The following is a 12517-nucleotide window of genomic DNA, read 5'->3' on the forward strand; positions in this document are numbered from 1 at the left end:
TCGCTCCAGTTGCCCACACCGTCCGGGCCCGGAATCTTCCGGCTGTTTCGTTTGTTTTGGACTGCTTAAGCCTGCTTTACTTTGACTGCGTTAATTCATAAGCTCGCGACATCCGCCGCGGTGACTCGCTGCGCAGCCTTCGATGCGCCCCGCGGCCTTCACTTCAAACCACCACTTACCGCTATGACTACCGACTTCGGCACGATGCGCGATCTAACGCGCGAGATACTGGACCTCGTCGATTTACGCCAAACCTTCACCGACATCCACATCGAGCAAGATCGCCCCATCATGATCAAGACGCCGCGCGGCTGGGTCGAAACGGGCGACGGCCCCGTGCTCTTCGAAGAGATGTTGCCGATGCTCGATGCGATCGATCCCGACTGGCAAACGCGTCTCGCCGTCGGCGCCCTCGATCGCCCGTTCCTGCTGACGCGCTGCCGCTTGCGCTGCAACGTCTACCGCAGCTCGGGCGGCCGCAAAACCGTTATCTCGATGCGCCGCTTGCCGCTCGAGCCGCTTGCGCTCGACAAGCTCGGCTTGCCTGCGTACGTGAAGACGATGCTCGAAGCGACCAAAGGCCTCGTGCTCGTGACGGGCCCCACGGGCTCCGGCAAAACGACGACGATTTCGTCGTTGCTCGATCACGTCAACCGAACGCGCAACTCGCACATCATCACGATCGAGGAACCCATCGAGTACTACCTCGACAGCCGCCAATCGATCGTTTCGCAGCGCGAAGTGCCCACCGACACCTCGAGCTTCTCGGCCGGCCTGCGCGAGGCGCTGCGACAAAAGCCCGACGTCATCATGGTGGGCGAAGTGCGCGACCTCGAAACGGCCGAGACCGTCTTGCAAGCCGGCGAATCGGGCCACCTCGTATTCGCCACGATGCATACGAGCAGTGCGCTCAGCACGCTTACACGCTTGTTGTCCTTCTTTCCCGCCATGGAGCGCGAACGCCACGCCGTCTCGCTCGCCAACTCGCTGATCGGCGTCATCTGCCAGAGCCTCGTGCCGACCGAAGACGGCGAGAACTTCGCACTTGCGAGCGAACTGCTCTTCAACACGAACCAACAAGTGAGCAAACTGCTCGTCGACCCGAACAAGCTGCATTTCGTGGGCGAGTTCATCCGTCGCAAGGAAGACAACATGTCCCGTTCCATGAACGAACATCTGGCTTCGCTCGTCTCGCGCGGCACGATCTCGTCGCGCGACGCGCTGCGTGCCACCTACAATCGGATGGAACTGCATGAGATGCTCCAAGGTTCGATCAAGCGTTGACCGGATTAAAACCGGTCGGACGCACGTCGCGCACGATGTTTGACAAAGATTTACAAACTCGCGATGCGCCGATTATCGGTAGCGAAACTTACCTTTATCTGACGCTTAGCGGTACATCTTATTTGTACAAAAAAGAAAAACCGCACTGCGCACGCTTCCTGAGACCCCAGCCTTATCGGCACGGGAGTATAGCGTGCGCATTAGGGTTTTCACCAGAGCCAATTTAGTGCATGCGTAATGTTTCATTTATATTTCCGAGCGATTCACTCGGTTTAATTTTCCGACTATCGCATCGATAGCGTTTTATGAGGTCATCTCTTCCGTTTGTTATGAAAAGGTTGCACTGGCAACCATAGAGGCGATCGGCGCGCGCTTCGCTTCGTTTTGGAAGTTGGGACTTCGCGAGAGAAAGCGCTCCAATGGGTGCGGTCACGTACAACTGCCGCATTGGGGTAGTTGCTCAAACAACGCCCCACTTCGCTCCGGCGCAGAGCCGGTTACTTTACGAGGAAAGCGCTATGAACGAAACTGCCTCTATTGGTACCAATACCTCTACCCCGGTAGAGGCCGACCTCACCGCCCCTCACGGCAACACCGAAACCCCGTCCGGCCCCGAGCATCGATCTAGTCATCAGAGCACGTCGCCGCAGCTAGGAGGCCTCAGTTCGCGCCCAGGGTTCAATAACAACGCCTTACTGCACAAAACCGAGGACGTCGGGAACGCGGGCAACCAGCTCTCAGGCACGGCCAACCACGTGATGAACTCCAATATGGAAGCGATGATGCAAATGCAAATGGAAGCCGCTCAACGCTCCATGGCCGTCAAGCTTATCGAGACCACCATCGAATTCCAAAAGGATTTGGTGGGCAGCGTGTCCAAAGCGTCGCAAAAGATCCAATAACGTTGGGTTCCCATCCGGCCTTTCTTTTTTATTCAGTTGTAGCGAAATTGAAAGCGATACGATGCGCCGCATTCCCGCGGCGCATTTCACATTTATGCCGCGCCGCTATGCTAGAGCCCCGCTTCGGCGCAACGTAACAAACCATCACAATTCGAACGAAGACGCGACCGCCGTTGAGAAGATTGCAGCCAAGACACAGGGTGTCGATCCGTTTGCAAGCACAACGATCTCAATGGAGTGTGTCATGTTCTCGAGCCTTTACTTCGCCGTCGTTTCCGCACTCTCGGCTCACGAGCGCTTTCCCACTTATACGCGCAAAGTCATCGCCGGCCAATTGACCGATGCCTGCTCGACCGCGGCAGCGTGGTCGGAGCCCGACGGCACGGGCCGCGACACCGATCACACGGCGCTGCTTGCGTATGGCGACGCGCAATTGGTGCTCGGCCGTCCCGTGGAAGCCGAGGAAACGTATCGCTCGGCGCAACGCCTCATTCGCGATTGCCGCATCACGCTACGCACGGTCTCGTGCCGCAACGCCGGTTGGCAAGCCTTCTTCCAACATCGTTTCACGACTGCGCTCACATGCTTCGCGCGCATTAGCGGCGACGCGCAAGCCACCGATCGACAAAGGATGGAAAGCCTTGTCGGCGAAATCCTCGTGCTTCATCAATTGGGCCGGCTATCGTCCATTGACGCACGTGCCGACACGCTCGCAGCCCTAGCCGCGCAAGCCGCAGATCCGCGTTGGTCGACGCTTGCCTCCTCGTTGGCGCGCGATCTTCGCATCCAACAGCACGTGCGCAACGCGCAGGAGCTGCACGATCACATCTACTGGCGCTCGATCGAATCGGACCGGCCCGCCTTGGCCGAGGGTGTCGTCGATACCGCAAACGTTAAACCCGATGCACACATTGCACTCATCGAAGCGCGCCTCGCCTATCTGGCTCATCTGCAAGCATTTGCCGCGGGGCGGCGCGAAGTCGCCGACAAGCTCGATGAGCACCTGCATTGGGCGGCGCGCGCGGGCGTTAGCTCATACCACCGCGGCCTTTGCCTCGAAATCGCCGTCGCGGCACTCGCGGCCGGCGCACCCAACACGGCCGAATCGATGCTCGAACAGTGTCGAGTCAGTCAAGCGCAACAACCTTGGCATGAGCGTTGGTACTTGGAGTACGCCTATTGCCTGTCCAAAGTGCGTCAGCGTCAAGGCCGCATTCAGGAATACGCGCAGCTCTACGGGCGCTATGCGCTGGCTTCGATTCGCCACGTGCGTGCGGACAACATCTCGATGACCGGTGCGACCGCAGATTCGCTGCAAGACATGCGCCAACCCGTGTCCGACGATGTGAGCGCGCGCCTGCCCGGCAAATACCGGCGCGCCTATCGCTACATGATGGAGAACCTCGACCGTCACGACCTATCGGTGCGCGAGCTGGCCGCCCATATCGGCGTCAGCGAACGCGCCATCCAGGCGGCCTTCAAGACGCACCTCGGCTTGTCGCCGTGTCAGCTCATCCGCCGCCAACGGATGGAACGTATTCGTCATGAACTGACACGCGACGATGGCCACTCGCCCGGCGTGCTCGAAGTGGCGAATCGTTGGGGCGTTCAGCATCGCTCGACGCTCGTCAACGGCTACCGCAAGGTGTTTCACGAGGCACCTTCCGAAACGCTCGCACGTTGATCGTGCATTCGACCGAGCACAGACATAGATCCTGTGCGCGCTATTCATTCGCCTGATATTCGCCTGATCCGTGAGGTCGTCATGGAACCCTTCGATCCGCCTCGCTTCATCGAAACCGATCATCTATTGCTTCGGCCGTTCGCCGAGGGCGATGCACCGCAGTTCTATCACGCGTTGTTCGGCGACCCGGAAGTCACCGAATGGTTGCCCACGCCGACGCTCGAATCGGTCGACGATGCACGCACCATGATTCGCAAAATGCAATTGGGCTGGGAGCGCAAGACGTGCTTCGCCTGGGCGTTGGAGGACAAGCGCACCGGGTATCTGACCGCGATGATCGAAATTCGGCCCAGCCTGCCGCGAGTCGAAATCGGCGTGGCGATCAGCATGCGCGAGACGCATCGCCGCCGGCGCGCGGGGTTGCTGGCGCTGCGCAAGCTCATCGATTGGATCATCGCCCAACCCGGCGTTCATCGCCTCTTCGCGTGTTGCTCGCCGCAAGCCGCATCGACGCCCGTGATGGAAAAGCTCGGGTTCAAGCTCGAAGGGCGGCTATGCAATTGGGACGCACGCCCGAACGCGGGCCTTAAGATCGACGACGCGCTCATGTTCGCGTTGACCAAACCTTCTCTCGAGCCGTCGCCCGACGAGGTTGCCCACGACGAGGCGCAACCCGTTGCAAGCCAACCGCAAGCGGCATTTCATTCGATGGAATATACAGAGGCGCGCGCCTCGCTCGATGCACTGGTGCATGCCGAGACACTATAAGGAGACCCGCCCGTGGAGTTCGGCACCTTCATGACCATGCAATCGCCCGACGCGGCACCCGCGGATCGCATTTATGCGCGAGCGCTCGACGTGGCGCAAATGGCCGAATCGATCGGCCTGACTCGGCTATGGCTCGCCGAGCATCATTTCACAAATTACGCGTATACGTCGCGGCCGCTCGTGCTGCTCTCGCATATCGCAGCGAAAACGCGCCGCCTCCGTCTTGGGCCGGCGATCGTGCCGATGCCGCTGCATCATCCGCTCATCGTGGCCGAGGAGTTGGCGACGCTCGACGTCCTAAGCGGCGGACGAGTGGAGGTCGGACTCGGCAAAGGCTATCAGCAATATCAGTACGACCGGTTCGGCATGACCAAGGGCGAGGACGAAAGGCGCTATGAGGAATCGCTCGAGATCGTTCGACGTGCGCTCCACCAGCCGACCTTCTCGTACGAGGGCGAGCGCTTTCGGATCGCACCGACTCGGCTATATCCGCAACCGTTGCAGCGGCGCGCGCCGTTTTGGCTCGTGGTGAATTCGAGCAAGCGCGAATCGGTGGCGTCCGCCACGCGTGCCGACATGAACCTGTTCACGGGCGTGCTCGAACCCATCTCTCGACTCATTGACGTACGCGCAGCCTATCCCGAGCTGTTCGCCGAACGTCCTCGACTGCTCGTGGGTACGCAGCGGCCCGTCTATGTCGCGGAAAACGAAGCGGATGCGGCTGACGCGGTACGTGCGGCGCGCTGGAACGGACGCGCTACGGTGCGGCTGCGGTATGACTCGGCACAGGTTCAAGACGGCATCGTGCGCGCGGACGCCTTCCCCGGCGAGCCGACCGATGAACAGATGCGCAACGACTATGTCGTCGTCGGCACGGCCGACGAATGCATTCGCCAGCTTCAACGGATTCGCGATGGACTCGGATGCGACTACTTCAGTGCGAGCTTTTGGTTCGGCGATCTGTCGCACGAACGCGTGCTCGCATCGATGGCGCGTTTCGCACGCGATGTCATGCCGGCGTTCGCGCGGTCGCGGCATTGCGCGCATGCGTAATAAACGTCGTCACCCGCACGCGCTCCTTCGCTGCCCGATCTGGCTCGCCATTCGTGGCGCTTCGCCGTTGGGCAGCGGTCGAGTCCGTCACGTCGGCGATACGCTAGCGCAAGAAATCCTCGTGAATGAAGAGCGGGGTTGAAGCAAAAGCGCCTTTCGCCAGCGTCACTGTCGGGAAACCGGTCGCATAGGCAATGACCGTCCCATTGAGCACGGTGAACTGAAAATAGCGCTTTCCGCCACTTCCTTCGCGCGTGCTCCCGTCGATCCGTATCGTTCCGCTTACCTGGCAATAGACGACTACGCTCTCGATCGCCCACGCATAATAAACCTTATAAGGCTGCCTCAATTTGAATATAGTTTTATTCGGCGCACTTACCGTCCGAAGCCCTGCCCTAACGAGATCACTGAAAAAGTTATTGAGTCGCAAACCTACTACAGTCGAATCGGTATCGCGAAATCGAGGTTGTTGCTCGGCCAATAGGTTCGAGTAGTGAACAGGATCTTGACGGCAGTGTGCGATCACCCGCGCGCAGCGATCGATCAAATCTTCATCCGTCTCACCGCCAATTCTCGAAAACAGCAAATTTCCCGCTCGAACCATATTCACCATCGCCGAGGCATTTTCTCGGTAGCCGAGCTTATCAAGAGAAATCGCATATCGACATTGTGCAATCGGATTAAAACCGATGTTGACATTCACGTTTTTTATCGCCGCGCTGGCGACGCTTTCTTTCCCGACGCTCTGCATAAACTGGTCAAAGGGTAAGGAAGAAGGCAGCGCGCCAAATACGACCAGCCGTCCGTATTGCTTGGCGAGGGTGTTCAAGTTCTTCGTCAGCTTCACCTCCGGCATGCCAATGATGACAACCTTGAATGTCTTCGGGACATTATATTTTCCCAAAGCGCAGCACAACGCTTTCATGTTTTCGACCGTGGTGCCGTGGCGCGCGGAGATCATTCCAAATACGACGATACCCTCGGACACCCTTGCGAGTTCTCGCGGACGAGGCCAATTGTTGTGAGCCTTGAGAATTTGAAGAAGACATGAGCCCGCCATGTTCAACGCGTCCGGCGGTGTGTCCCGCGGCAAGAACTTGAGGATATGTTCGACGCTCGATGTGTGCAGTGAGGTCATAAAACCGGGAACCTGGGAACTCTCGACAGGCAAGCCCGTGAATTCTTTGGCGAGAAACTGATGAACCGTTGGATTTAGCGAAACGAGACCGGTAGGCCTAGCACACTCGCTTATGAAAGTCTTCAATTTCTCCTGCTCATGAATCGTGTATACGATGAGCAGTCTGAACCCCCATGCGTTCGCAATATTCGTCAGCACATCGACGAGACCTTTATGAAGGCCTCTCCCGGTCCATCTGCCGGGCCTACCCGTCTGCCTCAGGTGCCAATTGAGAACGATCACGGAGGCGGACCCAAAATCATTCTCCTCGAGAATTTTAAAAAATTGCTCCGCGAACTGCCTGCTCAGCTCCGGTCTCATAAATGAGTCCGCAGCCTCAGGGTCGCCGACATATTCCAGTCGTTTGGAGAATACACATCCCCGTTGGTTAATGGGGTAGGATGTAAACGCCTTCTGAAGCCATTCGGAATAGGCACCGTCTCCCGATAACGGTTCAAACTCGTTTCCACCCAAGGTGTGAAGAAGGATATAGCTCGACGATTCGGCGGGAACGCGCCGAGTACGTTTTTGAACTCGAGGCGATGACGACGACCAAAGCGAAGGCGGGGACGAGGAAGAGGAGGATGGAACGGGAACGGCAGGCGAAGCGGTGGAAGACGATGCAGTGCTTTGCCCACCGAGATAGTTAGCGTGACTTCTCTTCTTACTCGCAACGATCGACGTCGACGGGCCGCAGGTTGTGCATGAAGTTCCGTCTTTAAACCAAGCCCCGCATTTTATGCACTGTGCCATTTTATCCCCTTGCCTCACGAAATCGAGACTACTTTATTACAATTTTGTATATCGCATGAACATGCACTGCGACGTTTCTAAATTGTAAAGCAGACAAGGGGGAAGTGGATCCCGCATCAGCGTTTTTGAATCGACTGTTTCCGCGAATTTATCGTCGATATTTTTTGCAATCGACTTTGCTACTGCCTCTTGGTAAGACGCACGTTCGAAGCGATACACGTCCGGTTCGCTGAGACCCGAAGCAGCGCCGCTTCCATCTCCCTCAATCAAGCGCCCGAGCCTTCACACGCGCGGCAGATCGAAGCCGTTCAGGCGCTCGATCGCCTCGCGAGCTACGCCCGCATCCGCGTTGCGGATCGCCGTGTCGAGCAACACTACAGCCCGGCGCTCGCCTTCGAGGATTTCCGGCGCGACAGCACGCGGATCAAGGTCGGGATCGACAGGCGGCACCAGGCAAGTCAGTTGCTGGAGAAACTGGTTTGGACTCGCCGCTAACAACGCCACATGCAACTCGCGCCGCGCGCTCGCGTATTCGAGGAGTGTCCTCGCAGCGAGCCGCGTTGCGCTCGCGACGGTGATCCGCGCACGTTGCTGAGGGCTTGCGTGTCTTGCTGCGTCGGCGGCCGCGGTCGGCTCAAGCACGCGGCGGATTCCTGCGATATCCGCCGCGAAGGCCGGATCCGTCGCACGAGCCAGGCGCCAGCCAACGACGTGACGATCGACGAGTTGCCACATTCGTTCGTCGACGACACGAGAGCCGGCTTTGGCGCGCACAAGGACCACACCCCGTGCAACGAGCTGGCTCAGCGCTTCGCGCAGCAACGCGCGGCTGACGCCCAACGCCTTCGCCAGCCTTTCTTGCGACGGTAACGCCCCGCTCGCGTCGCACAGTGTAGGGATCCGCTCTGCCAATCGATCCACGACTGCGTTCGACGAACGATTCCCAAGGGTTTGCTCCAATCCATGCCATTGAGTGTGCGCGTAGTCCGCCGGATCGGTGGGAACGTTCGTGCGGCCGCTCATACTGCCCCCCGCAGCAGCATCCACTTTGTCACGAGACCGAAGTAGGTTTTCTTGATCATATTATTTTCCAAGGAGAGCACGACGTCGATGGTGCTCTTCACCTCGCGGATGAGGTGGTCCCCGTCGAGGGCTGAACCCCGTTGAACGTCTGGAAGGCTTCTATCGTGGCCAAACCGGCAAGGCCGAAAAGACCCAGTGCAAAGATGACTATGCCCGCACGAACAATCCGATCCCACATTCGATCGTGTTGACCCGTTCTCCGCGCCAGTTGCTCGCGAGTCGTGGGGCCGGCAGCCGCATCGAGACGTAGGTTTTTCTTCATCGTTAGTCAACGTCCGCCGTAAGCGGCGCCTCGGACCGGCGATTGTCGATTGACCCGCTTTCAACGCATCGGTTAGACGAGCATTCCAATCTTGCCAATTAGGACTACTAATGAATTAGCGCTCCGACCGACCATTCTGATTTTTTCGGGCACCTACTTAAGGAGAGGTGCCGACTTTCGATCACGCAGACGGAAGCAGCGCTTCAGTTCGGCAAATGCCAATCCTTTACAGGCGGTCTCGTCGCACTCGAGTCGAATATCGAAACCGCTACACGCCTATGGCGAAAGCCGGACCGTATGCTTTGTTTTATCAGGCGGCATCCGCGACAGGGCGGATCACCCCATTTGTTTTGGAAAAAGCTGTTGGACTTCTCGAGTGATCGATGGATTGCACTATGATGTTTGCTTTCGCCAGCTCCGTACGAACCATCCTCGCGAAAGCGAGTGCGTTTGGCGTATCGCCATGCAGGCAGATAGACTGAACGTCAATTCCAACGTCGCTTCCATCTTCGGTTCTCACGCGCCCGTCGAGCACCATTCGGATTGCTTGTGCACAGGCCAATTCTTTACACCCCAGCATTGCATTCGACTGCGACCGCGGGACGAGCTTGCCAGTCGAAGTGTATGCACGATCGGCAAAGCCCTCATCGATGGCTACCAACCCTTCCTCCCGAGCAATACGCACAAGTTGACCTCCGGCCAGCCCGAATATCGCCATCTCGCTGTCGACATCTCGCACCGCACGAACAATGGTTTGGGCAAGATCGGCATCCTGTTCGGCCTGGTTGTACAGTGCCCCATGGGGTTTTACATGCGTGACCCGGCCACTCAGCCCGGCGACAACTGCCGCCAATGCGCCGACTTGATATTGCACGCCGGCGTACACCTCCTCCAGAGAGAGGTCCATCGGTACCCGTCCAAAGTTTTCCCGGTCAGGGAAGCTTGGGTGTGCGCCTATGGCAATCCCCCTCTGAATCGCCTCCGAGGTGATGTTTCGCATCGTTAGCGGATCGCCCGCATGCCATCCGCACGCTACGTTCACAGACGTCGCGTAGTCGAGCAATTCGACGTCGTGCGCGAATCCTTCGCCGATGTCAACATTCAAGTCAATCGTGTTCTTAGCCATCGTTGGTTGCCATCCGTTATGTGTGTATCGACTCCATCGCGTGCCACCCCATCGTCGACGGAGCCACTGGTAGAAGTACAAAGTCAATACAATGCCGAGACTGCATCCCTCGAAGCTGTGACGCTGGCGGCGTACGGCGCCGTTTTCTGGACCTTGAGCGAATCGAATTTCGACGTGCATGCGTCGGTCACGGCCTTCGCCTTGGCGTCGTGCAAGGATTTGATGATTTCTGCGTAACTGGCGGGCACGCGCGATAGCCAACTCTCGACTCGATCCCGGCTAGCATCGGCCAAGCGCGACTCCATTGCGCCGGTTGGAGACATCGCTACCGTGACTCCTGCATACTTCATCCGTTCGTAATTCGAACGAATTCGCTGCGGGAATGCGTTCCATTGCTGCTCGGAGACATCAGTTGCCGCTGCATCTACCTGATCGCGAAGCCGCTTGGGTAGTGCCTTGTAGACAGACGCTTTCATAAGCACGAACGATGTCGGATAGGCATATCCGATAGCGCTGAAATTCGGTAAGTCCTTAGCAAGAAGTTTCCCCACCGCGCCGTCTCCAGATGAGAGAACGGCGTTGAGGCTGCCGATACGCAAACGCGGGGCGACCTCATGAATAGGAAGAGCCACCGCCTGCACACCGATCGCTTGCAACACTTCAGCGGAAGCCTCGTCATAGGTCCGCACCTTTAGCGCTGCGATGTCAGCTTCCGAGTCGACGGGCTCTCTCGACCATAGCCCGGTCGGAGGCCATGGGGAGATAAAGAGCAAGTGAAAACCTGCTTTCGATAACGCGCTGCGATAGGCCGGCAACGCTATACATGCCAACTGATGAGCATCGCTCGCCGAGCGCACGATAAACGGGAGGGTTGGCAATTCAAAGATCGGATCGAGTCGAACAAGCGATCCAGAAAATACATCGACGACCTGCAAGCGTCCCTGTTGAATTTCTTCGATCAGTTCTTCGAATTTTGGCTTCGACTTTGTTCTGATAATACCGGAAACGGCGTCTCCGGTACGTTCAGATAGCGAAACCGAAAATTGCCGGATTGCGCTCCCACCGACAGTATCGTCGGGATGATCTGATGCGATCACCCACTGTTGTCCCGTTTGCTGTGCGCGAACCGTTTGCGGCGAAAATAGCGCCAACATCGGGGCAGAGACAGCGATTAGTAGTCCTAATGTTCTCTTGAACATTGACTTTCTCGAGTAATGGATAACACTGTTGAGTACGCGAACCACGATTCAACGAATCGCGCACCGAATATCCGTCACTCTACCGAAGACTTCGATGTCAAAACCAAATTGATTCTGACATATGCAAATGCACAGGAATTTTGTATGATAAAGAGTTTGCCATTCGACCTGACGAGGCGACTCCCTACTCGATCAGGCCTCTTTCCGCAGCCATTTCGACGGCACGCGCAATATGTGAGACGCCCAGCTTGTCATTGATTTTGCGGAAGATGCCGTAGGCCGTCCTTTCAGAAACGCCCAGGTTTTCCGCAACATGGAACGCGGTACGACCGTCTCTCAAAAGCCGCAGAGCAACCAACTCGCGAGGTTCAAGCGCGACGCGGCTTGCCTCTTCGCTGCGTCGACGAGCGATGCCCCAATCCAACATCTCATCGGCAAGCGCCCTGAAAAGGACGCGATGCTGCCAGAGCGCTTGCTCGCCTTCCTCCGAGGGCAGTTCGTTGCCCACTTGCAGCAAACCAATGCTGGGACCAGAAGCAGGGTGAGCCGGGCACACGATGGTGCTTCGAAAGCCGTAGCGGCTCGCTTCTTCACGGCCCCAATGTTCGTTGCCAAAGACGGAAACATCGCTACTGCGCGCCGGAGACCCGTTACGCCGTGCATACTCCACGAACGGATCCTTTTTGTACCACTGCCGTTTCGCATAAGTATGCAGCCACGCGGGATGACAACCAACCAGCGTTCGCTGAAAGCCGATCGCGCCCGTCTTCTCGTCGATACGGAGCCAACGATAGGTATACGATTGCCCTCCGCACTGCGCCAGCACACGAGCGGCGATCGCCATGACTTCCGATTCGCTCGAGCAGGCGGCAATGGCGCCAACGTCTTTAAGCGCGTCGAGCTTGTCGCTGGGGACGAGGCGATGCGCCGTATAACGGTTCGTCAGTTCGCCACATAGTCGACCGATCGAGTCGTATTGCGTTCGCAGATGTTCGCCGTACGGATCCGCAGCGATAAATTCTTCGAGAACGGCACTCTCCGCCAATGAGAGAACCTGGATCAATCTCGTGCCATCGATTCGAACTAGGTGATGCTCAAGTACATATTGAGCATCAAGACCACGCACTAGGCGCAGGATGACCCGATCCTTCAGCACTTGTACGTCTGCGTCGAACAGGACTTCGCCTGTCGAATGCTCTGACTGAACAGCGCCAATGGTGCGCATG

10 protein-coding genes are annotated in these 12517 nt (G+C 57.7%); 5 read left to right on the forward strand and 5 right to left on the reverse strand.

The window, feature by feature from the left end:
- Nucleotides 1-183: 183 nt before the first annotated feature.
- The 5 genes from AB1286_RS26835 to AB1286_RS26855 all read left to right on the forward strand — a co-directional run bounded on the left by AB1286_RS26835 (nt 184) and on the right by AB1286_RS26855 (nt 5691).
- Nucleotides 184-1284 (forward strand): type IV pilus twitching motility protein PilT, encoded by a 1101-nt coding sequence (locus AB1286_RS26835; protein ID WP_430366253.1) that lies wholly within the window; start codon nt 184-186, stop codon nt 1282-1284.
- A gap of 518 nt (nt 1285-1802) precedes the next feature.
- Nucleotides 1803-2186: a hypothetical protein gene (locus AB1286_RS26840; RefSeq protein WP_430366254.1), complete on the forward strand. Its 384-nt coding sequence runs from the start codon at nt 1803-1805 to the stop codon at nt 2184-2186.
- Nucleotides 2187-2430: 244 nt separating this feature from the next.
- On the forward strand, nt 2431-3870 hold the full coding sequence (locus AB1286_RS26845; protein WP_430366255.1) for a helix-turn-helix domain-containing protein: 1440 nt from the start codon (nt 2431-2433) through the stop codon (nt 3868-3870).
- An 81-nt stretch (nt 3871-3951) separates the two neighbouring features.
- Nucleotides 3952-4638, forward strand: coding sequence for a GNAT family N-acetyltransferase (locus AB1286_RS26850; protein WP_430366256.1), 687 nt, complete (start codon nt 3952-3954; stop codon nt 4636-4638).
- A 12-nt stretch (nt 4639-4650) separates the two neighbouring features.
- Complete coding sequence (locus AB1286_RS26855; protein ID WP_430366257.1) at nt 4651-5691, forward strand: LLM class flavin-dependent oxidoreductase; 1041 nt, start codon at nt 4651-4653, stop codon at nt 5689-5691.
- 103 nt (nt 5692-5794) lie between these two features.
- Here AB1286_RS26855 and AB1286_RS26860 read toward each other — a convergent pair whose 3' ends face one another.
- The 5 genes from AB1286_RS26860 to AB1286_RS26880 form a co-directional block, all read right to left on the reverse strand.
- Nucleotides 5795-7189: a hypothetical protein gene (locus AB1286_RS26860; RefSeq protein ID WP_430366258.1), complete on the reverse strand. Its 1395-nt coding sequence runs from the start codon at nt 7187-7189 to the stop codon at nt 5795-5797.
- A 714-nt stretch (nt 7190-7903) separates the two neighbouring features.
- Nucleotides 7904-8644, reverse strand: coding sequence for a FadR/GntR family transcriptional regulator (locus AB1286_RS26865; RefSeq protein ID WP_430366259.1), 741 nt, complete (start codon nt 8642-8644; stop codon nt 7904-7906).
- A 632-nt stretch (nt 8645-9276) separates the two neighbouring features.
- Complete coding sequence (locus AB1286_RS26870) at nt 9277-10092, reverse strand: 5-oxoprolinase subunit PxpA (protein ID WP_430366260.1); 816 nt, start codon at nt 10090-10092, stop codon at nt 9277-9279.
- A gap of 83 nt (nt 10093-10175) precedes the next feature.
- On the reverse strand, nt 10176-11291 hold the full coding sequence (gene dctP, locus AB1286_RS26875; RefSeq protein WP_430366261.1) for a TRAP transporter substrate-binding protein DctP: 1116 nt from the start codon (nt 11289-11291) through the stop codon (nt 10176-10178).
- A gap of 184 nt (nt 11292-11475) precedes the next feature.
- On the reverse strand, nt 11476-12516 hold the full coding sequence (locus tag AB1286_RS26880; RefSeq protein WP_430366262.1) for an autoinducer binding domain-containing protein: 1041 nt from the start codon (nt 12514-12516) through the stop codon (nt 11476-11478).
- Nucleotide 12517 lies beyond the last annotated feature (1 nt).

This window comes from Trinickia sp. NRRL B-1857 (assembly GCF_050470685.1).
GTDB lineage: Bacteria > Pseudomonadota > Gammaproteobacteria > Burkholderiales > Burkholderiaceae > Trinickia.

Bases quoted from the DNA above. Each gene is read 5' to 3' on its own strand.
- AB1286_RS26845 (WP_430366255.1), top strand. From the start codon at position 2,431: ATGTTCTCGAGCCTTTACTTCGCCGTCGTTTCCGCACTCTCGGCTCAC.
- AB1286_RS26865 (WP_430366259.1), bottom strand. From the start codon at position 8,644: ATGAGCGGCCGCACGAACGTTCCCACCGATCCGGCGGACTACGCGCAC.
- AB1286_RS26860 (WP_430366258.1), bottom strand. From the start codon at position 7,189: ATGAGACCGGAGCTGAGCAGGCAGTTCGCGGAGCAATTTTTTAAAATT.
- AB1286_RS26835 (WP_430366253.1), top strand. From the start codon at position 184: ATGACTACCGACTTCGGCACGATGCGCGATCTAACGCGCGAGATACTG.
- AB1286_RS26850 (WP_430366256.1), top strand. From the start codon at position 3,952: ATGGAACCCTTCGATCCGCCTCGCTTCATCGAAACCGATCATCTATTG.
- AB1286_RS26840 (WP_430366254.1), top strand. From the start codon at position 1,803: ATGAACGAAACTGCCTCTATTGGTACCAATACCTCTACCCCGGTAGAG.
- dctP (WP_430366261.1), bottom strand. From the start codon at position 11,291: ATGTTCAAGAGAACATTAGGACTACTAATCGCTGTCTCTGCCCCGATG.
- AB1286_RS26870 (WP_430366260.1), bottom strand. From the start codon at position 10,092: ATGGCTAAGAACACGATTGACTTGAATGTTGACATCGGCGAAGGATTC.
- AB1286_RS26880 (WP_430366262.1), bottom strand. From the start codon at position 12,516: ATGCGCACCATTGGCGCTGTTCAGTCAGAGCATTCGACAGGCGAAGTC.